General features: G+C 65.6%; 21 protein-coding genes. 9 read left to right on the top strand and 12 right to left on the bottom strand.

What is annotated here, in order from left to right; genetic code table 11:
* Positions 1 to 5 precede the first annotated feature (5 nt).
* Positions 6 to 944 carry a CARDB domain-containing protein gene (locus DV733_RS01805; protein WP_049993479.1) on the top strand — a complete coding sequence of 313 codons (939 nt, stop codon included), beginning with the start codon at positions 6 to 8 and terminating at the stop codon, positions 942 to 944.
* The gene (locus DV733_RS17010) at positions 944 to 1,768 is read left to right on the top strand and encodes a cadherin-like domain-containing protein (protein WP_049993478.1); all 825 of its coding nucleotides are present in this window, start codon (positions 944 to 946) and stop codon (positions 1,766 to 1,768) included. The genes DV733_RS01805 and DV733_RS17010 overlap by 1 nt, the downstream gene beginning before the upstream one ends.
* Before the next feature lie 53 nt (positions 1,769 to 1,821).
* Here the strand turns inward: DV733_RS17010 and DV733_RS01795 are convergent, their stop codons facing one another.
* The 3 genes from DV733_RS01795 to DV733_RS01785 are packed head-to-tail and all read right to left on the bottom strand — an operon-like array spanning position 1,822 to position 5,835.
* The gene (locus tag DV733_RS01795) at positions 1,822 to 2,571 is read right to left on the bottom strand and encodes a DUF429 domain-containing protein (RefSeq protein WP_049993477.1); all 750 of its coding nucleotides are present in this window, start codon (positions 2,569 to 2,571) and stop codon (positions 1,822 to 1,824) included.
* Complete coding sequence (purE, locus tag DV733_RS01790) at positions 2,568 to 3,221, bottom strand: 5-(carboxyamino)imidazole ribonucleotide mutase (protein WP_049993476.1); 654 nt, start codon at positions 3,219 to 3,221, stop codon at positions 2,568 to 2,570. The genes DV733_RS01795 and purE overlap by 4 nt, the downstream gene beginning before the upstream one ends.
* A 52-nt stretch (positions 3,222 to 3,273) precedes the next feature.
* Positions 3,274 to 5,835, bottom strand: a complete 2,562-nt coding sequence (locus DV733_RS01785; protein ID WP_049993475.1) for an efflux RND transporter permease subunit — start codon at positions 5,833 to 5,835, stop codon at positions 3,274 to 3,276.
* Positions 5,836 to 5,993: 158 nt separating this feature from the next.
* Between DV733_RS01785 and DV733_RS01780 the strand changes: the two genes are divergently transcribed.
* Positions 5,994 to 6,764, top strand: a complete 771-nt coding sequence (locus DV733_RS01780; RefSeq protein ID WP_049993474.1) for a TrmB family transcriptional regulator — start codon at positions 5,994 to 5,996, stop codon at positions 6,762 to 6,764.
* On the opposite strand, the gene DV733_RS01775 is transcribed toward DV733_RS01780, so the two are convergent.
* The 4 genes from DV733_RS01775 to DV733_RS01760 form a co-directional block, all read right to left on the bottom strand.
* Positions 6,765 to 7,382, bottom strand: a complete 618-nt coding sequence (locus tag DV733_RS01775) for a hypothetical protein (protein ID WP_049993473.1) — start codon at positions 7,380 to 7,382, stop codon at positions 6,765 to 6,767. It abuts the gene before it with no gap.
* A gap of 50 nt (positions 7,383 to 7,432) precedes the next feature.
* Entirely contained in the window at positions 7,433 to 8,590 is a 1,158-nt protein-coding gene (locus tag DV733_RS01770) for a 5-(carboxyamino)imidazole ribonucleotide synthase (protein ID WP_049993472.1), read from the bottom strand.
* Between the two features lie 51 nt (positions 8,591 to 8,641).
* A complete protein-coding gene (locus DV733_RS01765; protein WP_049993471.1) occupies positions 8,642 to 10,504 on the bottom strand; it encodes a flippase activity-associated protein Agl23 in 1,863 nt (620 codons plus the stop codon).
* A gap of 88 nt (positions 10,505 to 10,592) precedes the next feature.
* On the bottom strand, positions 10,593 to 12,488 hold the full coding sequence (locus DV733_RS01760; protein ID WP_049993470.1) for a flippase activity-associated protein Agl23: 1,896 nt from the start codon (positions 12,486 to 12,488) through the stop codon (positions 10,593 to 10,595).
* A gap of 111 nt (positions 12,489 to 12,599) precedes the next feature.
* Here DV733_RS01760 and ribH point away from each other — a divergent pair, with 111 nt between their 5' ends.
* From ribH to DV733_RS01740, 4 genes are all read left to right on the top strand, one after another.
* Positions 12,600 to 13,013: a 6,7-dimethyl-8-ribityllumazine synthase gene (ribH, locus tag DV733_RS01755; protein ID WP_049993469.1), complete on the top strand. Its 414-nt coding sequence runs from the start codon at positions 12,600 to 12,602 to the stop codon at positions 13,011 to 13,013.
* Positions 13,010 to 14,170 (top strand): pyridoxal phosphate-dependent aminotransferase, encoded by a 1,161-nt coding sequence (locus DV733_RS01750; protein ID WP_049993468.1) that lies wholly within the window; start codon positions 13,010 to 13,012, stop codon positions 14,168 to 14,170. The genes ribH and DV733_RS01750 overlap by 4 nt, the downstream gene beginning before the upstream one ends.
* 60 nt (positions 14,171 to 14,230) lie before the next feature.
* Positions 14,231 to 14,899, top strand: coding sequence for a helix-turn-helix domain-containing protein (locus tag DV733_RS01745; RefSeq protein WP_049993467.1), 669 nt, complete (start codon positions 14,231 to 14,233; stop codon positions 14,897 to 14,899).
* A 213-nt stretch (positions 14,900 to 15,112) separates the two neighbouring features.
* Positions 15,113 to 15,334, top strand: coding sequence for a hypothetical protein (locus DV733_RS01740; protein ID WP_049993466.1), 222 nt, complete (start codon positions 15,113 to 15,115; stop codon positions 15,332 to 15,334).
* A gap of 39 nt (positions 15,335 to 15,373) precedes the next feature.
* Here DV733_RS01740 and DV733_RS01735 read toward each other — a convergent pair whose 3' ends face one another.
* Together DV733_RS01735 and DV733_RS01730 are read right to left on the bottom strand one after the other, a co-directional pair.
* Positions 15,374 to 15,802 (bottom strand): adenylyltransferase/cytidyltransferase family protein, encoded by a 429-nt coding sequence (locus DV733_RS01735; RefSeq protein WP_049993465.1) that lies wholly within the window; start codon positions 15,800 to 15,802, stop codon positions 15,374 to 15,376.
* The gene (locus DV733_RS01730) at positions 15,799 to 16,314 is read right to left on the bottom strand and encodes a Mov34/MPN/PAD-1 family protein (RefSeq protein WP_049993464.1); all 516 of its coding nucleotides are present in this window, start codon (positions 16,312 to 16,314) and stop codon (positions 15,799 to 15,801) included. Before DV733_RS01730 ends, DV733_RS01735 begins: the two co-directional genes overlap by 4 nt.
* A gap of 102 nt (positions 16,315 to 16,416) precedes the next feature.
* Between DV733_RS01730 and DV733_RS01725 the strand changes: the two genes are divergently transcribed.
* Positions 16,417 to 18,321 carry a DHH family phosphoesterase gene (locus DV733_RS01725; RefSeq protein ID WP_049993463.1) on the top strand — a complete coding sequence of 635 codons (1,905 nt, stop codon included), beginning with the start codon at positions 16,417 to 16,419 and terminating at the stop codon, positions 18,319 to 18,321.
* Positions 18,322 to 18,331: 10 nt separating this feature from the next.
* Here the strand turns inward: DV733_RS01725 and DV733_RS01720 are convergent, their stop codons facing one another.
* The 3 genes from DV733_RS01720 to DV733_RS01710 form a co-directional block, all read right to left on the bottom strand.
* On the bottom strand, positions 18,332 to 19,957 hold the full coding sequence (locus DV733_RS01720) for a phospholipase D-like domain-containing protein (protein ID WP_049993462.1): 1,626 nt from the start codon (positions 19,955 to 19,957) through the stop codon (positions 18,332 to 18,334).
* 33 nt (positions 19,958 to 19,990) lie between these two features.
* Entirely contained in the window at positions 19,991 to 21,283 is a 1,293-nt protein-coding gene (locus DV733_RS01715) for a HEAT repeat domain-containing protein (protein WP_049993461.1), read from the bottom strand.
* A gap of 75 nt (positions 21,284 to 21,358) precedes the next feature.
* Positions 21,359 to 22,063, bottom strand: a complete 705-nt coding sequence (locus DV733_RS01710) for a protein sorting system archaetidylserine synthase (RefSeq protein ID WP_049993460.1) — start codon at positions 22,061 to 22,063, stop codon at positions 21,359 to 21,361.
* Between the two features lie 91 nt (positions 22,064 to 22,154).
* Between DV733_RS01710 and DV733_RS01705 the strand changes: the two genes are divergently transcribed.
* Positions 22,155 to 22,562 carry a cupredoxin domain-containing protein gene (locus tag DV733_RS01705; protein ID WP_049993459.1) on the top strand — a complete coding sequence of 136 codons (408 nt, stop codon included), beginning with the start codon at positions 22,155 to 22,157 and terminating at the stop codon, positions 22,560 to 22,562.
* Positions 22,563 to 22,587 lie beyond the last annotated feature (25 nt).

Here is a 22,587-nt window from a genome sequence, read left to right as displayed (position 1 = left end):
GGCGCGTGCAAGCAGCCACCGAGGCAGCTGTCACGGTCGGAGACAGCGAGGCGCCGATCGAAGGGTTGTATGTTGACTTCGTGACGGCGCTCGAGGCGGACGACCTGGCGCTTGCGCGGGCGCTACTTGATACGTTGGCAAATAGGTACGAAGAGGTTGAAGGAGCCGAACAAGCATTCCTCCGGCGCGTCGTGACAGGACTCGACGCGAACGCGTACGAGGCTGATGACCGGGAATCGTTACTCGAGTTTTCCAGGACGATGTCGCAGGCCAACGCACAGCGAACAGGGTTCCTTCTCGAAGCTGTCTCCGCGTTCGAGTCCGATGGCCCGATCGATACCGGCCGTCTCGCAGATAGAGCGACCGAGACGCGAGAGATAGAGGGATCTCTCGACAGCACGAGACAGTCGACAGCGTCGGTCGTTTCGGACGCGACCGTCCCATCGACACCGTCGATCGTGACGGTCGATTCCCCGGAGTCGCTCGCCCAATCAGAGACGGTCACCATCACGGCCACGGTCGAAAACATCGGCGACGAAGCGACTCTGCCGCTGGATCTCCATATCTCCACGGACAGCGGACTCGTTGCCGACCGTGAGGGTGTCGGGCTGGGTCGACTTGCTGCCAGGGAGCAACTGTCGATCGAGATCGGAATCACTGGGCGATCACCCGGAGAACACGCTACCACGGTTGAAATCACCGCCGACGGCGAGACCGTCGAGTCGACTGTCGCGACGTTCACCGTTTTGGAGACTGATCGTTCGGTTCGGGAGGTTATCGCAGGCGGTCAAGACGCGACTCCGAGTGTACTCGACGTTCGAGCGGCACTGGAATATTGGTCCCAGAACCGCCAGGTTCCCGAAACTGGTGGGGAAACAATTGACGACCGAACGCTTCTCTCTCTCATCGAAGAATGGCGTGTCGCTGAGGGGAGTGAGTCGTAATGCTTCGTTTCTATGCTGTCTTCCTGACGCTCGTGATCTGTGCCACTGTCGGAGTCGTTTTCTCTGGTGGAGCGATCGCAGACGGTCCCGAAACGAACGTGTCCGTTTCTGGACAGGCAGCGCCCGGTGAGGAGATCGTGATCGAGTTTCGCCTCGAGAATACCGACGACACTCCCCGCGGATACGTGCTGAACGCCTCAGTCCCCGACTCGTGGGTCGTCGTGAACCAGAGCAGCGACGGTGCATTCTGGAACGAGGAAGATCAAAAGTGGGCATGGATGACTGTCCAGCCCGACTCGGTCGTCACCGCGTCGATGACGGTGGCCGTTCCGGAGAATGCTACTGACTCATACACTCTCGAGGCCCTCGCGAAGGACGCGGAGGGGCAAAGATCGATGAGCAGTAGCACGGTCGTAATCAATACGTTGCCAATCACCCGAGACGAGACGTACACGACTGAGGAGGGCTCGGTACTGAAGGTCCCGGCACCGGGAGTGTTGGACAACGATGCCGATCCAGATGGAGAACTGCTATCAGCCGAAGTCGTTCGAACGCCCGATAACGGCCGCCTCCAGTTCCAGGCAGACGGCTCGTTCGTGTACGTTCCCGATCCCGGTTTCAGCGGTCAAGACAGCTTTGTGTACGAAGCAGTCGATGAGGACGACGGAACGAGAAACGCAACGGTGTCGATCACTGTGCACTCTGCCACAGAAACGAGTGGCCCTCCGGATTCGAACGACGGGACCGAAGATAACGGGCTGCCGACTCTCGCACTCGTCGTTGGAGCTGCCGGCCTCCTCGTATTGGCGCTCCGTGTCTGGTGACGTGACGCCGTTCGGTTCGTCGTATAGCCACGGCCTGGATGAATCCGATCCTCCTACGGATGGACGATCTCCATCGGAATATCCAACTCGGGGTCACGCTCTGTGGCGTCGTATTCGTCCATCGACCCCGGCAGCGCGGGATAGCCATCTGCCTCATCTCGCCGTCCCACCCCAATCTGGGCAGCCGTTCCGGCCAGCACGGCCGCGTCGACGACGTCGTCGCGCCGCCCCTTCGAGAGTCGGTCGTGCCAGGCCGCCCCGTCCGCTCGCTCCGAAGCGATCGTCGCGACCGCGTCCCGCAGACGGCTATCCAGATTCCCGAGTAGTTCGACCCGCTTCTGGAGGCCTTCGTCCGTGTTCTTCGACGACAGTGGTCCGTCGTCGAGTGTGGCAAAACAGACCTCCGGGTGACTCTCGTAGACGATGTCGACGGCGTCGTCGATCTCCCGCAGGAAGACGTCGACCTCTTTGATTCGGGGGAAGAGCCACCAGCTCTGACTGCCGAGCGATCCCTCGCTGGCCCCGACTGCGCTCTCGTAGTCCTCGGCGTGGACGACCTCGCGCGACGGTACGGAGAAGACGGTACTCGACCGCTCGCTGAGCAATTCCTGGGCGGCTCGATCACAGGCCCGACCGTCCGTCTCGGGCAGCCCGATCGGAATGTCGACCAGGGTGGCGTCCGCCCGTTCGCCGTATGCGGCCCAGACGTTCAGGATCGACGGTTCGGTCGAAACCCTGACTTCGTCGCCGAGTTCGACGACGACCCACAGCCCACCGGCCCAGTCGACGCCGACGTAAGTCATCGATCCCAGTACTCGGCTTTGAATCCGGGTGTCCCGAGTTCGTGGAGGTCTCGCGAGACATCGCCGACCCCTTCCTGCAGTCCGTCGTGATAGTCGACCAGTCGCTCGCGGATCTCCTCGTGTTGTCGCGAGAGGATCTGTGCTGCGGTGAGGGCCGCGTTGAACGACTTGCCGGCGTCGACGGCGGTGATGGGCGCGCCCTGGGGCATCCCGATCACCGAATCGACGGACTTCTCCTGGACGGGCACGCCGATCACAGGAAGGGGGTAGGCGATCGAGGCGGTCATGTTCGGCAGATCGGCTGACTTCCCACCCGCTCCGGCGATGATGACGTCCAGCCCGCGATCCTCGGCAGTCTCGGCGTAGGCGTACATGAGTTCGGGCGTCCGATGCGCGGAGACGACGAACGTCTCGAAGGTGAACCGAGCCTCGGGCGCGTCGGTGTAGTCGGTCTGTTCTTCGAAGCCGAGTTCGTCGGCGAGCGCGGCGTATGCCCCCGGGCGCTTGCCCTTCCCGCCGGCCATCGTCGCCAGGTCAGAATCCGATCCCATGACGATGCCCACGTCGGGGGTCGCTTCGTCGGGGACGTCCATCTCGGCCTGTTCGTGTAACTGGTCGATCAGCGACTGGACGCTGTCTGCAGTAGTCATAGGCGAGTGTGCTCGCGGGACGGTCCTAAGCGTGACGGGATCGAGCGGCGGGCTAGGACCCGAACGATTCCTCGCTGAACAGGCGCTCGCGGACGACCAGCAAGCCGGGCAACATCGTGACGACGGCGACGAACGCGAAGACGATCGCCAGCCCGGTCACGATGCCAAAGCGCTGCAGCGGTGGCGAGAGCGAAAACGCCAGGACCCCGAACGCCGCGGCGGTCGTCGCAGCACTGGCCAGCAGCGTCCCGCCGGTGCCGGTGATCGTCCGCCGGAGCGCCTCGCGGAGGGTGTCGCGCTTCTCGCGTTCGTTCATGTAGCGCTCGGCGGCGTGGATGCTGTAGTCGACGCCGAGCCCGATCGCGAGACTCGTGATCACCGCAGTCTCGCTGTTGAAGGCGATTCCGAGTGCCGACATCGCCCCGAGCAGCCACGCCAGCGAGGTCACGACCGGGACGAGGGTGATCACCCCGAGCGACCACGAACCGTATCGGGCTCTGAACAGGGCCATCAGGAACACCAGGATCACGACCAGCGTCACGGCGAACGCCTCGACGAGCGTCGAGAGCAGGGCGTCCTGAATGACTGCTGTCGAGACCGCCTGGCCGGTCGCCACTGCGCTCACACCCGTCGCACTTCCTTCGATACCGCTGGCAAAAGACCGAGTGTCCTCGGCGATCGTCTGGGCCGACTCGGCGCTTCGGACCGAAAGTAGCAGTCTCGCGGACGTGATCTCGCCGTCGTCGTTGCGACTCATGACCTCCGACGCCGCCGCGGGATCGGCCGCGAACACCGCCGCGTATACCGCGCTGACGTTCGTCTCGGGGAGACCGTCGCCGTCCGCGTCGTTGGCGTCGACGAGGGTTCGGACGGTATCGTTTCCGCTGGCGATATCACGGACGACGGTGTTGGGCCCCTCGACCGCGGCCCGTCCGTCGGGTCGCAACTGGATCGAACTCTCGGCCGGCACGTTCTGGCTCGCGTTGTCGATCGCCGACAGTACCGACGCGTCGGTGACTGACCCGCGTAACAGGATCTGGGACTGCCCGCTGTCACCCCTGAGCTGGAAGTTGTCGCTGAGGTACTCGAAGTCCTCGGCGATGGTGTACGTTCCTGGTGCGAGACCTCCCGGGAGAGACTTCGCCCAGTCGGGCGCGTCCTGGGGGAGGAAGTCGGCCTGATTGAACTCCGTGTCGATGCCGGTCGCGCCGTAGCCGCCGACCGTCGCGAGCAAGATCGCGACCACGACGACGGCGATCGGTGCTTTCGTGGTGAGTCGCCCGACCGATTCGAGCGCCGCGTTGGCGAGCCCGCTCTCGACGCCGAAGGCCGGTTTGGCGCGACTCCGCCCGAGTCGGTTCTCGACGACCCCGTCGACCTCGATCTTCAGCGCGGGCAGCAAGATACCGAAGGCGACGAACGTCGCGAGGATGCCGCCGCCGCTGAGGATCGCGAAGTCCTGGATCGCCGGGAGCGGACTGACGACGTTCGAGAGAAAGCCCACGCCCGTCGAGACAGTCGCGGCAGCGAGCGCGAGCGCGACACTCCCGAGCCCCAGTGCCATCCCAGCCCGGATCGACGGACGGGAGTCGTCGGACTGGGCTTCGAGTTGGCCCGATCGAGCTTCGCGGTAGCGCATCACGACGTGCAGCGCGTAGTCGATGCTCAGCCCGATCAGCAGGAACGGGACGGCGATCAGGATGACGTTCATCGGGATCGCGAGCCAGCCCATCAGCCCCGCGAGCCAGATCATCACGACGGCGATCCCGACGAACGCCAGGATGATGTCCAGCAGGTCGCGGTAGGTGATCCCCAGGACGAGGACGATCAACACGAGCGCGAACGGCGTGATGATCGCGAAACTGTCACCGGTCGCCCGTGAGGAGGCGTCGTCGCTGACGCCCTGGCCGAAGACGAACGCGTCCCCGAACCGCTGCTCGGCCAGTTCGTCCATGCGCACCTGTGCGTCGTAGGCAGCCTGTGGATCGCCGTCCTCACCGCTGTCGTCGACCTGCGAGATGAGCGTCAGTCGCGAATCGGCTTGCGTTTCTCCGGGCGTGTAGTCCCGCGGGAGGAACGCGTAGGGGTCGACCCCACTCGCAACCTCACGATCCGGGTCGAGGACCTCCGCGAGCAGTGACTCGAACTCGGCGTCGTCCATCGACTCGAGCGCTTCGATCTGTGCGTCCAGCGACGGCGCTTCCGTGGGCGCGCTCTCGCCGGACTCCTGGGCCACCGCGGCCGTCGCGACGACGTTCTCGATGCCGACGAATCCACGCTCGCTCAGCGTCGCCGAGAGCGTCTCGTCCTCACTGATTGTCTGCTGGTATCGCAAGCCCGCCAGCAGCGCCTCCCGCGAGAGCACGTTCCCGTTCTCGTCGCGGACGACCAGCTGGGCCGCAACCCCCTCGTCTTCGCCGTAGTTCTGCTGGACGAAGTCGAGCGCGTCGGTCTCTTCGGAATCGACAGAGAACTGGCCGATATCTTCGCTCCCTGCACCGCCCATCGTCGTCCCAGCCCCGACGAGTACCGTCAGTACCACGACTGCCAGGAGCGTGAGCTTGCTGTGCGCCGCGATCCACTCCGCGTACCGTTCGGAGATGCGGCCGGTCATCGTTCGGGACCGCCTCCCGAAGCGCTCGTTCGAGTCATCGTTGTGCCTACCTCTAGCTACGAAGTACTTAACTGTTTGTAGATTACTACAATATCTATGCAGGGCGTGTCCGAGGGAGACAGAAACCCACATAATACGGAGGCGTCACCTACAACACCATGAGCGAGCGCGAAGCGGTCGAGTCGCTGCGGACGCTGGGGCTGTCGAACTACGAGGCTCAGGTGTTCGTCGCGCTACAGGGGCTCGGCAGCGCAACGGCCCAGGCGGTCAGTGAGCGCTCCGAGGTCCCGCGGTCGCAGGTCTACGGCGCGGCCGACGACCTGGCCGAGCGCGGCCTCGTGGAGGTCGTGGAGTCCTCGCCCAAGACCTACCGGCCGGTCGCGCTCTCGACCGCCCGCGAGCTACTCGCGGAGCGACTCGAACGCGAGAAGTCGCGCGCCTTCGAGAACCTGGAGTCGATTCGAACAACCGACGCCGACCCAACCGGCGACCAGGACGTCTCGACGCTGCGGGGTCGGCGACCGATCGACGACCGGATCGCGACGCTGGTCGAGTCGGCAGCCCGGACCGTCGTCTTCGTCGCTCCCGCTGGCGAGTCACTGACCGACGAGATCGCCGACGCGCTGTGCGGTGCTGCCAACTCAGGGGCCGACGTGACCGTCGTCACCGCCGAGTCGGCCCTGAAATCGAGATTCGGCGACACCGGCGTGACGGTGTTCGTGATGTCAGAAGACAACCCCGCCGACTTCGCTGGACGGGCACTGATGGTGGACGATCGAACGGTGTTGCTGGCCGCCGAGACCGAAGACGGGCCGATCGAGGAAGAGGCGCTCTGGACCGGCGACTCCAGTATCGGGCGAATTTTGGCGGCGTTCATGCGCTCGGGGATGGAGTCCGGCCGCGAGCGCGAGTCTGAGGGGCGGCCGTAGTCACGTCAGCACGCGGAGGGGTCTGATCAGCCGTCGACACAGCCCGTGGATACTGAATCCAGGCCCGAGATAGAGGTTGTTCGCGACGTAGCCCTTGGCCTGCCGTTCGAGGTCGCCGCGACTCTGCAGCACCGCCACGACAGATCGGACGTAGGTGTCCGTGGCGCCGAGACGGTCGCCGATCTCCTGAAGGGACCGCGGTGCGTCGGCGGCACCGATCGTTTCGTGGAGATCGCCGTACTCGACGGCGACTGCCCCGTCGAAGAACGGATCGAGACGGAAGACTGCCACCGCGTCCAGCGCCAGCCAGCCACCGACCAGCACCGTTCCGACACCGACCCAGAGTGCCGAGAGGGGGTATGTCCAGGCGACCCACACGCCAACGCCGACGCTTCCGACCCCACCGAGCAGCTGCGCCCAGAGTCGGAGTCGCGACGGCCGGATCGTCCCGCCGAGATACGTCCCGAGCGCGGCGCCACCGACCGCGAACGGGAGACTCGCTGATAGTTCCGCCGCGGGCGCGCCGAGGAGGACACTCACCGCCAGCAGATACCAGCCGATGACGAGCAACGCCGACGCCCGCGTGAACTCCCGGACGGTCGCGCGCAATCGTCGCATGTGCGTTTCTGTGCTGTCCTGTCAAAAAACCGTATCGCTTCGCCCCGTGGCTACCCGTCCCGGAACGTCAGTTCATCCCGGACCTCGCGGGTCGCTTCGAGCAGTTGGGTCGGGTCGCCGCTGTCGTCGCCGAGCTGCGTGATATGACCCATCTTGCGCAGCGGATAGACCTCGTCTTTGCCGTAGTAGTGGAGATTGCAGCCGTCGGTTTCGAGCACGCGGTCGAGATTGTACAGCGTGGCTTCCTGGCGCTCCTCGACGTCGCCGAGAATGTTCGCGCTCACGGTCGGACTGCGGCGCTCGGTCGAGCCAAGCGGCCAGCCCAGCACGGCGCGGACGTGCTGTTCGAACTGGGAGGTCACACAGCCCTCGATCGTCCAGTGGCCGGAGTTGTGCGGTCGGGGCGCGATCTCGTTGAGCAGGATCTCTCCGTCGGGCGTCTCGAAGAGTTCGATCCCGTAGACGCCGCGGCCTTCCATCTGTTCGAGGACATCCCGAGCGACCTCGCGGGCACGCTCCAGCGTCTCGTCGTCGCTCCGGGCGGGCGAGACCGTCTCCCGGAGGATCTCCTCCTCGTGGATCGTCTCGGTGATGGGGAAGGTGTCGATTTCGTCCTCGCCTGTGACGCCCATGATCGCGAGTTCGCGTTCGTACTCGACGTAGGCCTCGACCATCGCGGGGCCGTCGATCACTTCCAGCGCCGCCTCGACACCGTGGCGGTCGTAGATCGCCGCGTTCCCGCGACCGTCGTACCCACCCTTGCGGGCTTTGAGCATGAGCGGATAGCCGAACTCCTCGGCGGCGTCGAGGACGTCCTGAATCCCGTTGACTTCGAAGAACGCAGGCACGGGAATGCCGGCCTCGGCCATCCGCCGTTTCTGGACGAGTTTGTCCTCGATGAGCGCGAGCGTGTCGGGATGGGGGTGAACCGGCGTGTCCGTCTCCTCGCTGATCTCCCAGAGGACGTCGGGATCGACCAGTTCGATCTCGAAGGTGAGGTAGTCGACGCGCTCGGCGAGTTCGCGGAAGGTCTCGGGGTCCTCGAAGCCGCCGACCAACTGGTCACGGGCGACGGGGGCGGCCGGTGCGTCCTCGGTCGGGTCGGAGACGACGACGTCGACGCCGAGCGGTGCGGCAGCTTCGGCGAGCATCCGTCCGAGCTGGCCGGCGCCGACGACGCCCAGCGTCGGGCCTGGTGCGGTGATCATGTACCCGCGGATTTCAAGCGGGGCAGGAAAAGCGTTGCTTTGCGTGCTGGCTCAGCCGCCGCGGTCGATCGCGCTCTCGTCGAACAGTAGTACCGTCTCGCTGTTGTACGTCCGGATCCTGAAGACCGTGTACTCCGAGCCCGAGACGGATTCCTGAAGCCCCGCCACGTCGTCCGCCCGGGTGAGCACGACCGGCGGCATGTCGTCCTCGATGGTGCCCAGTTCAGCGCTCGATTCGATGCAAGTCACGTTCGCGCCCGATTTGTGGAGATACCACGACATCGGCAGGCTATCGAACCACCCGATACACGAGGGGAGGAAGTCCGAACTGCTACTTCCGGAGAAATACGAACCGTAGACGAGCACGTCGACGCCCTCGTTTTGGGCAGCGACCCGGTCGAGTCGGTCGACCTCTTCGCGGAAGTCGTCGGCGGGCTGGCCGTACTGGATGAGGCCGTTGTCGTTCCAGTCGGTGTCGGCGACGTAGGCCGCGCCGGCGGCCGTCGCGAGGACGTGGCCCAACACGACGACCAGAACCAGCCCAGCCGCGATCGCCTGGAGGTCGTCGTGCTCGCGGACGCTCTCGCGACCCCAGCGATAGACCGTTCCTAGCCCCGCGGCGGCCGGAATCGCCAGGATCACGACGGGATGGCTGGCGTTCCAGGGCCCGAAGATGTCCAGCCCAGCCGGGTAGCCGATCACCGAAGCGAACCCGGCGTAGCCGCCAAATAGCACGAGATTCCGGGGCGGATCGAGGGGGAATCGCTCCCGGAGCGGGCCGAATACGGCAGCCAGGCCGCCCAACATCGCGCGTGCCGTTCCGAGTCCTGCGAACAGGAGTGTCGGGAGCGCGTACTCGCCGAGGACCTCGAAGTAGTCGGGTGCGAACTTCTCGTAGCGTTCGAGGATGGTGGTGTCTTCGCCGGTCGAGATCGCCTTGTCCGTCCACATTGGATACTGATTGATCCAGTAATTCCCCGTGTTCCACGCCAGTTCGGGAAGCTTCCAGGGCCGAGCCAGTGCGTCACCCAGCGATATCGTGCCGATCATCTCCTCCTGGGCCGGAGAGAGTGGGTAATACACCATGGCCGCACCTCGAGGTGCGAACAGGAACAGCCAGACTGCGTACAAAAAGATACCAGCGCCGATGGTGTGGCCCACGAAGCGTTTGACACCGCGGTCGCGAGCGCGGAGCCGCCCGACACCTGCCGAGAGGGTGTTCCGAACGAGCGCCCGTCGGCTCGTGGACTGTCGCGGCCTGAGGAGTGCCGTCACCAGCAGGAGGCCCGTCGCACCGAGCCACGTCACGATGTAGATCAGCGCGTTCTCCTTCGAGGCGATCCCGAATCCCAGAAAGAGCGCCGCCGGGTAGAGATATCGTGGATTCCGGGTGTCGTAGGTCCGGACGAAAAAGCCGAGCGCAGTGATCATGAAGGCCGCGACGAGGACGTCGCTACGGAGGAATCGCGAGTAATACAGCAGGATCGAGTTCGTCCCGAGGAGGAACGCGAAGATAACCGTCTCGTGATCGCGCAGGTGCTCGCGAAAGAGCAGCGCCGAGAGGGGGAAGAGACCTCCGACGATCGCGACCGGAAGTCTCGCGAGGAAGTCACTCGGCCCGAACAGCGCGAACAGCGGCTGTGTGACGTGGTGGACGAACGGCCCGTGGATGATCGGGCGATAGGCCAGTGCGCCGGTCTCCTGATACCGGAGGATCCAGTAGGCGACCCGCGCCTCGTCCCAGTGGGCGGCCCGGTGGCCGAGCCAGACCAGCCGTACCGCCAGCGCGAACAAGACGATCGCGACGACCGCGCCGACGACGGGATCGCGCTGGCGGAGCGGCGCTGGAATCCGCGCTGCGAGGCGACTGAGGCGCCGCTGGAGGGGCGACGATTCGTCGGGGGCCGATTCCATATCTCAACTGGATGGGGCCACAGATAGAATACTTGTGGTCCCGAACGGCGACGAGAGGCCGCCCGTGGTCCCAACTCGCGACGCCCAGTCAGTTTTCGTCGACGCGCGACCACACTTCCAGGGTCGGGTCCGCCCGGTCGGTGTAGCGCATACTGAAGTTGCCGACGTGGGTGAATCGCTCGCGGAGCCACTCCCGCGGGACCGTGTCGTCACGGACTTTCGTCACGACGACCGGGACGTTCTTCTCGGTCACTCGCTGTTTGAAGGCCTCGGGCTGATAGTCACACGTCGCGTTGACGCCCGCTTGCTGGAAGTGCCAGTGTGCGGGTAGGAACACGCCGAGGTCCGTGCACGTCGGCCTGACGTTCCAGTAGTTGTCGATCCCCTGGTTGTTGAGCAGAGAGGCGTGGCCGATCTCCTCCCACTCGCCGGATTCGCTGTAGACGATCGCGTCCAAGCCCTCGGAGTCGGACGCCTCCTCGAGCGTCTCCAGCATCGGATCGAGGTCGTCGTGTGGCTGGGCGAACTGCACGAGTTCGTTACTCTCGTGCTGGGGGTTAGTGTAGACGTGGGTGGCCCCGCTCCAGGCCACCGACGCGACGATCAACAGCAGGATCAGCGAGGTCAGTCCCACGTCGATCGGGTCGTTCTCGGCGAGGGCGTCGCGCCCCCAGCGATAGAACACGCCCAGGCCGACCGCGGCCGGGATTGCAAGCGGGACGAGGATGTGGATGTTGTTCCACTTCCAGCCGCCGCCGATCGACAGTGCCGCTGGGTATCCGACCACTGACGCGGCCCCCGCGAAGCAGAGGAAGAACACGAGTGGCCGTCTCCCCTCGGCACTGTACCACTCACGGACGACGCCCGCAACCGCCAGCAAGATCAGCGCCGCAGACGTCTCGATCAGGCCGTCGAACACGGCCGATTCGAGGCGATCTCGATACGCCTCGAACGCGAGTCCGTCCGCCCTGTCGCCCCACGCCGGATACTCGCTGGCGAACTGCGAGTACGTGGCGTCGAACAGCGCCGGCCACTTCCCGGGATCACCGACTGCCTCCCACAGCCCCACCGAGGGCGACCCCAGGGGGTTCGTCCGCATTCCATCGAGGCCGTCGCCGCGGGGTGCGAACATGAACAGCCAGAGAAACCCGAACAGCGCGACCGCCGCGACTCCGTGGCCGACGAAGCGGAGCGCGTGTCGTCTCTCGTCGGGATCGTTTCGGAGGGTCCGAACTCGTGTCCGGAGCGTCGATACCCACCCGAACGGCCAGTCGATCCCCGTCCACTCGAATTCGGGGCGATTCAACAGTCGATCGTGGACGAGCGTCCCGATGCCGAGCCACCTGAGTCCGGCGACGAGTGTGAGCGCGCCGGCCCACGTGAGGGGGTACAGCACCGAGTTCTCCTTGGAGGCGACCCCCAGCATCAGGAACAACGCCGCGCCGTAGAGATACCTGGGTTTGCGACGGTCGACCAATCGGACGAGCATCCCCAGTGCCGTGAACATGAACGCCGCCACCAGCACGTCGCTGCGCATGAACCGCGAGTAGTACAGCAGGACGGGATTGAACGCCAGAAACAGTGCCAGTGCGACAGTCTCCTCGCTGCGGAGGCGATCACGAAAGAGTAGCGCCGACAACGGAAAGAGGCCGCCGACGAGCGCGACCGGCAGCCGCATCGTGAAGTCGCTGGCTCCGACGAGTCCGAACAGCCAGCGGTCGACGTGCTGGATGAACGGCCCGTGGATGATCGATCGATAGGCGAAGTGACCGTCTTCGAGCGCGTACAGCGCCCAGTAGGCGACGCGAGCCTCGTCGAAGTGGGCCGGACGCGCTCCCAGCAGGGTCAGCCGGGCGACCAGTGCGAGGACGGCGACACAGACCACCGCGGCGACGACACCGTTCGGCCCCTGAAGCCAGAACGGGAGCGCGTCGGCGAACGCCTCGCGGGGGTCAGGACGCTGATCCGACGGGGAGTCAGCCATCGTCACCAATGCCAGGGCGGGACGATAGAAGTTTTCCGGTCTCGGCTCGGTGTGGGTCCCGGTCAGGCCGGGAACGGTACATCTTTCACCCACGGCACCGACCTCGCAGGTATGGTCAGTCTCGGGCTGGTGATCGGCCAGTACGACAAACACGGCGACGTCCTCTCGGAGATGGAGCAGTCGGCCCGCGAGGCCGCCGCCGACGCAGACACCGAAATTGTCGAAACGCTGGAAGTTCCCGGGGCCTACGATACGCCGCTGGCGGCCGACCGACTGGCCCGCCGGGAGGACATCGACGCCGTCGTGGTCCTCGGGGTCATCATCGCCGGCGACACCGACCACGACCAGATCATCGGCCACGCGGCCGCCCAGGCGCTCACCGACGTGAGTCTCGATCGGGACACACCGGTCACACTGGGAATTATCGGTCCGGGCATGAGCCAGGACGAAGCCGCGGCCCGCACCCAGAAGGGCGGCGAGGCCGTAACGAGCGCGCTCGACATCGTTTCAGCACTCCAATCATGACGTACGAACCAGACTTTTCAGACCGTGTCCAGCGAGTCGAACCGTCCGCGACCATCGCCATCTCGAACCTCGCCGCCGAACTGGAAGCCCAGGGCGAGGACGTCGTCGACCTCTCTGTCGGAGAGCCGGACTTCGACACTCCCGAGTCGATCAAACAGGCCGCCAAAGACTCGCTCGACGCCGGCGACGTCGGCTACACCTCCTCGAACGGGATCCCCGAACTCAAAGACGCCATCGTCGACAAACTCCACGCCGACGGCCTCACCCAGTACGGCGAGGAGAACATCATCGTCACCCCCGGCGGCAAGCAGGCCCTCTACGAGATCTTCCAGACCGTGATCGACGACGGAGATGAAGTGTGCCTGCTCGATCCCGCGTGGGTCTCCTACGAGGCGATGGTCAAACTCGCCGGCGGCTCGCTCTCGCGGGTCGACACCTCCCAGTACGACTTCGATCTCGAACCCGCGCTGGACGAACTCGCAGCGACTGTGAGCGACGACACTGAACTGCTCGTCGTCAACAGTCCGGGCAACCCCCACGGTGCGGTCTACTCCCGTGAGGCCCTCGAAGGCGTGCGCGACCTCGCGGTCGAGCACGACTTCGCCGTCATTTCGGACGAGATCTACAAGGAGATCACCTACGGCGACGCCGAAGCGATCAGTCTCGGTACCCTCGACGGGATGGAAGGCCGGACGATCACGCTGAACGGCTTCTCGAAGGCCTACGCAATGACGGGCTGGCGGCTGGGCTACTTCGCCGCCCCCGAGTCCATCGTCGAGCAGGCCGGCAAACTCCACAGCCACTCCGTGACCTGTGCCGTGAACTTCGTCCAGCACGCCGGCGTCACCGCACTGGAGGAGGTCGACGAGGAGATCGTCGAGATGCGCGACGCATTCGAGGAACGCCGCGACATGCTGATCGATCTCTTCGCCGAGCACGGCAAGGACGTCCCCGTCCCGGAAGGCGCGTTCTACCTGATGCTGCCCGTCCGCGAGGACGACCAGGCCTGGGCCGAGGAAGCCGTCGAGAAAGCGCAGGTCGCCACCGTCCCGGGGAGTCCGTTCGGCACGCCCGGCTACGTCCGGCTGAGCTACGCCGCGAGCAAAGAACGGCTGGAAGAAGCCGTCGAGCGGCTCGCTGACGCTGATCTGTTGTAGAACAGGCGTCGTTCGGCAGTCGCCCATCACTATTACGTATTTTTGTGAACGATTTGGCGTATGAGCATCGTCGCTGTGTTGCGACTCCACGGGAACCTCATCCTCTTCGAGGAGGCGTTCGACGTGGACCACGGCGTCGAAGCCACCTTCGAGGATTTCCACTACGTGAGCGATCGAGAGGGGAACACCCGGTACGTCTTCTTCTGGTGGTGCTCGGGTGACGATCTCGACGCGTTCGACGCGGCGCTCGGCGCCGACGATAGCGTGGCCGAGCGGTACGTCGTAGCTGAAATCGGTGAGAAGGCACTCTATCACGTCAGGACCCGGTCGTTCCCGCCCGAGCAACCGCTCGTGTTTCCCCTGTTTCGCGAGCTCGACGTCACCACGATCAAGGCCAGCCGTGACGCGGACGGGTTGCACCTACGAGCCCGATGTCCCGGCCGAGACTCGCTCTCCGCATTTCGCCGGAGCGCGCGAGACATCTGCGATTACGTCGACGTCGAGCGACTGTACGTCGAACGGGGTCTCGAAACCGGACGGCAAACACTCACGGACCGACAGCGGGAGGCACTGGCGCTGGCACACGAACACGGCTACTTCGAGACGCCCAGCAGGACGACGCTGGAAGACCTCTCCGAAGACTTCGGCGTGACGCCACAGACGCTCTCCAGACACATTCGCGACGGCGTCGAGAAACTCGTCGAAGACGCCATCACAGACGATATTTAAAAACACTTCTGCATAAGCACCCACGCCGATCTAATCCGAGCTATTAATAATTATACTCGGGTGCGAGAGAGCGCATCCGACAAAGAGATCCAAGGGGACGGTCACCATGTCGGGACAGCGTATCAAGTGGACGGGCACCACGTCAGGACAGTATGTGGAACAGCCGGGTGCATCGAGGTCGGAACAGGGTGGGAGAGGAGGGGGTTCAGACTGATGCTGTATCGAGGTAACGACGGGGAGTACTACGGGGGAGTCGACATCTGGGAACGGTTCGAGTCCAACAGTTGGACCCCGTTCGCATGGGATCCGGAGCGCGGAACCGAGTGGGTCGAGACGGACGACCAGGAGTTGCTCGAACTGACGCCGGTCGTGCGGGAAGAAGTCCCTCGGAGCGTCGAGATCGAACGGACGGACTCCGGCCTCAGCGTCGCGTGATCTGGATCCGGGTGGAACTCATGCGACGGTCCGAGGCAATCAGCACCGGCGGTCGACGATCCGATCGATGATCCGGCCCGTCGAGAGTAACTCACTGTCGTATCGCGGTTCTCGCGCGCTCGCGCGCCGGACCTCACAGTCGATCCCGCGGGTCGCGAGCGCGTCGGTGATGGCCTCCTCGTCGTGGTGCTGGTCGTGGCCCAGCACGATCACGTCGGGATCGATCTCCTCGATCGGGACGAAGATGTCTTCGGGGTGGCCGAGCTGGGCCTCGTCCACAGGGTCGAGGGCACTGACCATCTCGACGCGCTGGCGATCCGCCAGTACGGGCGGTTCCTTGTGCGTGACGTTCTCGCTGCGGGCGACGATGACGTGGAGTCGCTCGCCCATGGCGGCGGCGTCTTCGAGGTAGTGCAGATGGCCGGGATGGAGGATGTCGAACGTCCCCTGGGCGACCACGCGCGTCAAAAGAACCACCCGCCGCGGTCGTCCTCTTCGCTTGGCGCCATCTCGCGGTCGATGTCTTCCTGTGTGAAGTCGAAAAACGACTCCTCGGGTAACTCGATGTCGAGCACGTCCAGGTCGATCGGCCTCCCCTCCTGATCGAAGGCCTGCCAGTCGCCGCGCTCGTACGGCGCGCCGACGATGATGTGGACCTCGCCTTTCGTGAACGTCGCCAGATCGGCGTCGGAGGGGCGGAGCACACCGTTCGGATGGGAGTGGATCGAGCCCGCAGCGCGGACGTCGTTGGGGATCATGCTTGTCTTGACTGTCGCCGAGACCGAGTTCGACTCCGTGCCGGGGATCACGAGGACGTCCGTGAGGACGGTCCCGCGGCGGTCGAGGCCGACTTTGCGGGCGTCCTCGCCCCGCAACAGCCCCATGTACTCGTTGGGGTGGCTGTCCCGTGAGGCTTCCAGCGCGAACGTGAGTGCCGACTCGGCGATACCGACGACCTCCGAGTTGCGGAACAGCCGCATGTCTCTCCCTCGGTTCGGCCACCTTTTAGACCCTTCGAGGCTCGCGTGAGTGGCGACCGTTTCCAAAGCTTGAAACCCCGACAGAGCCGAGTCCTATCCAACATGACACCATCGGCAACCGACGCATCTCCTGCGGAGTCCGAGCCGACGGTCTACGACCTCGACCCGCGGTGCGGTCGAGAGGCCGTCGAATCGGGTGCGCTCTATCACGCGACCGTCAACGGCGTCGTCGACTACGGCGTCTTCGTCGACGTCTCCGATCAGGTCTCGGGCCTGGTCCACGAATCGAACCTGTTCGCCAGCTACGACGTCGGCGACAAACTGATCGTCGAACTCGACGACGAACGCGAGAACGGTGATCTGAGTTTCGTGGAACGCGCGCCCGAATCGTACACGACCGAAGCCGTCGACTACGGCGACCAGACGACCGTCGACGACCTCGACGAGCAGGTCGGTTCGACCGTCCACCTCGACGGCACGGTCGTCCAGATCAACCAGACTGGCGGCCCGACCATCTTCCAGGTCCGCGACGAGACCGGCGTCGTCCCCTGTGCCGCCTTTGAAGACGCCGGCGTCCGCGCCTACCCCGAGATCGAACTCGACGACGTGGTCCGGCTTAGCGGCCACGTCGAGTCCCGAAACGGGGGCGTCCAGATCGAGGTCGAATCGATCGACCGCGTCGAAGGCACGACGGCCGAGCAGTTCCGCGAGCGTCTCGACGACGCCCTCGAAACGGCGGCCGAGCCCCACGACGTCGAGCCGCTCGTCGAGTGGGAGGCTTTCGAACCGCTCCGTGAGGACCTCGAAGACGTCGCTCGACTGCTTCGCAAAACGGTGCTGGAAGGCCGGCCGATCCGGATGCGCCACCACGCCGACGGCGACGGGATCTGTGCGAGCGTTCCGGTCGAACTCGCACTCGAACGCTTCGTCGCGGAGACTTACGAGGACGCCGACGCCGCCCGCCACCTCCTCAAGCGACTCCCGAGCAAGGCCCCCTTCTACGAGATGGAAGACGTCACCCGGGATCTGAACTTCGCGCTGGAAAACCGCTCTCGCCACGGCCAGAAGCTCCCGCTCCTGTTGATGCTGGACAACGGCTCGACCGAGGAGGACGTCCCCGCCTACGAGAACCTCGCGCACTACGACATCCCGATCGTCGTCGTCGACCACCACCACCCCGACCCGGAGGCAGTCGACTCCCTGCTGGAGGAGCACGTCAACCCCTACATCCACGGCGAGGACTACCGGATCACCACGGGCATGATGTGCGTCGAACTCGCGCGAATGATCGCGCCCGACCTGACCGACGACCTCCGGCACGTCCCCGCCGTGGCAGGGCTGTCGGATCGCTCGGAAGCTAACGCGATGGCGGACTACCTCGACCTCGCGGGCGAGGAAGGCTACGACCGCGCCGAACTCCGCGAGATCGGCGAGGCGCTGGATTACGCGACGAACTACCTCCGATACGACGACGGCGGGCCGCTCATCACGGACGTGTTGAACGTCGACTGTGACGACCGCGACCGTCACGAGGAGTTAGTCGAGTTCCTGGCCGAGCGCTCCGAGCGCGACATCCAGCGCCAGCTCGACAACGCCATGCCCCACCTCGACCACGAGCGACTCGACAACGACGCCCACCTCTACAAGCTCGACGTCGAGAACCACGCTCGGCGGTTCACTTACCCCGCGCCGGGCAAGACCACCGGCGCGGTCCACGACGAGAAAGTCGCCGAGACCGGCGAACCGGTCATCACCATCGGCTACGGCCCCGACTTCGCCGTCTTGCGAAGTGACGGCGTCCGGCTGGACATCCCCGAGATGGTCGAGGAGCTACGCGAGGAACACCCCGGCGCGGGCGTCAGCGGCGGCGGCCACCTCGTCGTCGGCTCGATCAAGTTCGTCCGCGGCAAGCGCGAGGAGATCCTCGACGCCCTCGTCGAGAAGATGGCCGAGGCCGAACTCGACGAAGACCTCCACAGTTCGGTGTCCCTGCCGAACGAGGACTAACGGCGACGGGCTAGCCGGGATCGAAGCTGATTCTCCGTGCGACCATCCCCGCCAGCGACAGCGCCAGCACGACAACTGCGAGCAGGCCGAGCGGAACCAGCGTGATCCCACCCTCCCAATCGCGCTCGAAGACGCCCCCGAAGTACGCGCCGGCTTCCTCGCCGTGGAGGACGAGTGCTACTTCGCGATTCTCCCGGTAGGCGTTGGCGTTCCAGTTGAGGCTGCCGACAATCGTCGTGTTGCCGTCGACGAGGACGCCCTTGGCGTGGATCTTCTCGTAGCGCCCGCCCGGCTCCGCGAGGCGAACCGACAGGGGGATATCCTCGCGGTCTGCCAGCGTTCGAAGCTCGTCGGCCAGTCGTCGATTCTCCTCGCGGGTGTACCACGTATTCGACAGCAAAATCTCTACCTCGACGCCTCGACGGGCGGCTTCGATCGACTCGACTAAGAGCACGTCGTCGCGGCCGCCGATCGACACCTGGACGATCCTGATGGAGTCGCTGGCGTTGGCGAGAATCTCTCGGACGCGACCCGCGGCGTTGTCGGGTGCGACCAGCAGTTCGACCCGGTCGACCCGAACCGATTCGGGGTCGACCCGCGAGGGATAGCGACCGACAGTCGGGGACGCAGGTTCGAACGACTCGTTTTCGCGCAGTTGCGCCCACTCGATCGCGTCCTTCCAGCCCGAATCGGCACGAAAGGTTCGGACGAGTCCGTCGACGACGCGCGGTGAGTCGACGACGACACCCCAGCCGCGGCTGGACGTTCCGCCGACACCCGCGGGCTTCCAGTTCTCGGTCAGGACCACTGCCTCGTCGTCGACGACAGCGTATTTCGGATGGTGAAATCTGTAGCGAGCAGCGGGGCCGTCGATCAGCCGGACGGAGACGTTCGCCGCGACCAGTCGATCGAGCGCGTCCGCACTCGGTTTCGTCAACCCGCCGACCGGCGAGCCATCGAGCAGGACCCTCGTCTCGACCCCGCGCTCGCGGGCCGCGACGAGCGCGTCGACCACTCGGTCGTCGGTGAGGGTGTACCCCGCCAGCAGGATTCGCTCGTCGGCGTCTGCAAGCGTCTCGCGCGGCACGTCGGGCGAATCCGGCAGCGTGAACGCCTGGACCTGTCCCGGCCCAGCGACGACCGGCTCGAAGTCGGTCGCACCGAGCGGTCGCCATCGTCGCTCGGTCCCCGGATAGAAGAGTTCTCCTTCTGGTGCGTCTGCGTACTCGGCCGTGTCGAGTGTCCCGTTCGGACCGCGCAGGGTGAGCGGTTCCCCACTGTTTGCGAGTTCAGGGCAGCCCGAACACTCGAGGATCGGGCCGGCGACCGACTCCGGGACTGCCTCGGGTTCGGTCGCGAGGACGACCCGGCCGCTCGCCGTCCGATTCGGTAATTCGACTGTGCCCTCGTCGTCGCCGAACCGGTAGGATTCGAGGTCTGTTCCGTTCGGGACCGAGAGGACGACGAACTCGCCCGAGTCGCCGTCGGCGACCGGGTTCGGGTAGACGGCCGTGATGGTCGGTACCGGCGAACCAGTAACGTTCCGTTCGGTGTCGGGCTGCTGGCCGACTGACGGCCCAGCTGCAGCTGTCAACGCGAGCGTGACGAGGACGAACACGGCGACGAGCCGACGCACACCACGCGGTAGCGTCGACTTCCGGGATAAACCTCAGGCCGAGCGCGTCACTTTCTCGGCTTCGGCTTCGACGAGATAGGAGTCGTCGGAGTGCGAGGAGACCGTTTCGAGCGCGGACTCGGTGCCGATCTGAACGAGCGCCCAGGCCGCGCTGGCGCGGACGCTCTCTTCGGGATCGTCTGCCAGAATGTCGGCGAGCGGCTCGATAGCGCGCGTGTCACCGACCCGGCCGAGTGAGCGCGCTGCGGCACTGCGAACGTCCGGGTTGTCGGCGTCGAGCCGGTTCGCGACGGCCTGGGTGGCTTCCTCGCTCCCGATCGCGCCGAGCGAGCGGAGTGTCGCCTGCTGGAGCGCCGGGTCGCCGTCGCCGTCGATGAAGTCCACCAGCGTGTCGAGTGCCTCCTCGGAGCCGATCTTGCCCAGCACGTCGATGGCGAGTTTGTCGCGCTTGCTCGCGCGCTGGAGCACCGGATCGACAGCCTCCTCGGGACCGATCCGCTTCAGCGAGTCGAGGCAGTTCTCCTCCATGAAGTCCGAGGTCAGTTTCTCCAGCGCGAGCAGGATCATCTCGACGGCTTCGGGGTCGCCGGTCTTCTGATACTGCTTCTCGTAGAGTTTGACCGCGCTCCACTCCGGCGGGTAGTCCTTGCGTCGCTCGGAGGTGAGGACGTCGTAGAAGCCCTCCTCGGTGAGTTGTTCCCGCACTGTGAGGTCGTCCCAGGCCTCGGCGGCCTCGACGGCGTCGTCGAGTTCGGTAGCGGCCGAAAGGAGTGCCGCGATCGTCTCGCTGTCGCCGTCGGGATCGAGCGAGATCCCGCCGAGAGTGTCGCCGACCGCATCGAGCAGTTCGGCGGCGTCGCCGCTCGCCCCGACGTCGGCGTCGATCGCCTCGTCGACGTCTTCGAGGAAGGCCGTCACGGCCGCCTCGACTTCGCCAGCGCCGTCGTCGGTCCAGCGCGTCTCGCGGATGGTCCCGGCGACGCTCTCGACGATCTCGATGACGTCTTCGAGATAGGGGCCGCGGGCGTCTTCGAGGTCGCTCCGGAGGCCGTCGATCCGCTCTTCGATGGCCTCGGCGGGCGGTTGCTCGTCGTCGTCGTCCGGTTCGGGCAGGTCGGCCGCTTCGAGGGCTTCGGCGGTGGCGTCGAGGGTGGCCTCGACGTCGTCGAGGTCGGCTTCCGTCTCGGCGTCGTCGAGTGTCGCGTCGACGTCGTCGAGTCGCGACTGGAAGTCCTCGACGTCGGTCAGCGCGACCTCGTCCCCGCTGGCCGTCTCTTCGGCCGCTGTCTCCTCGGCCGGCGCGTCTTCGTCGTCCCCGTTGCTCATGCTCGTGAGTGTGGCTGTCCCGGCCAAGAGCGTTTCCCTTCGACTCGCCGCCCGGGTCGGCCGTGCCCCTTCGATTCAGTCGGCTCGACCATCCGGCGCGTAGAACAGTGGCGCGAGCAACAGATACGCCAGCGCGGCCGCCAGCAGCGCCCGCGGGAGGACGCGTGGGCCGAGCGTCGGCGCGAGAACGGCCCCGAACTGGACGGCACCCATCGCCAGCGCGTCTCTATCCGTGAGTTCGGGATACTCGATGGAGGTGATCATCAGGTAGACGAACACTCCTGTCGCGCCGAGGAGGATCGCCGGATCGGCGATTCCAGAGAGGTACGCCGCCGCCAGCACCGTCGCGGCCAGCGTCGTCTGGACGCCGCAGGTCGTCCGCTCGGCCAGATCGTAGGCCGTGTACATCGCCAGTCGGACGACCGCAGCGGCGACGAATAGGGCGGGGACGATCAGGACCACGGCGTCGGCTAGTGCCACCTCCGACAGCGTGAGTCCCCACTCCTGGCGGGCGATGGCGAACACCAGGACTGCGGGGGCGACCCCGAACGACGCCACGTCTGCCAGCGAGTCGACGTACTCGCCGACTTGCGTGCTCCCGTAGCGGCGTGCGAGCACGCCGTCGAGACCGTCGGCGATCCCCGCGAGCAGGATGAGGCGGGCGGCCAGGGCGGGATCGATCGTCGCGACCACGGCCGCCAGAAAGCCCAGCATCGCATTGGCGACGGTCACGGCGTCGGCGACGCCGAGGCGACCGACGAAGCGAGGCCGGAGCTGCATACCTGCTCTCTCGCCGAGGGCACTCTTAGTCCGTTCGATACACGGCGGCCGAACCGAGGCCCCTTTCACGATCCGGTCCCGACGGTCGAGTATGCATCGACGGGCGTTTCTGGCGACCAGCGCGGCCACCCTCGCCAGCGGCTGTCTCGGCGTGCTCGCGGGCGACGACGACTACGACATCGGCATGTCCTCGATGGCCTTCGAACCCGAGACCATCGAAGTCCCGGTCGGCACGGAAGTCGTCTGGCGCAACACCAACTCCCGCGCCCACACCGTCACCGCCTACGAGAGCGCGCTTCCCGAGGGAGCCGACTTCTTCGCGACCGGCGGCTTCGAGAGCGAGGACGCCGCCCGCGAGGCCTGGCGAGACGACGGCAGCGGCAACATCTACGGCGGCGAAACCTTCAGCTACACCGTCGAAGTTCCGGGCACCTACGACTACTTCTGCATCCCACACGAGAGCGGCGGGATGGTCGGTCGGATCGAAGTGACTGAATAGGGGACGCGGAACGAAAACGAATCCG

Origin of the sequence: Halapricum salinum, assembly GCF_004799665.1 — an archaeon.
Taxonomy (GTDB): domain Archaea; phylum Halobacteriota; class Halobacteria; order Halobacteriales; family Haloarculaceae; genus Halapricum; species Halapricum salinum.
The sequence above is the reverse complement of the archived record's forward strand: the minus strand, read 5'-3'. Positions and strand labels throughout refer to the sequence as shown.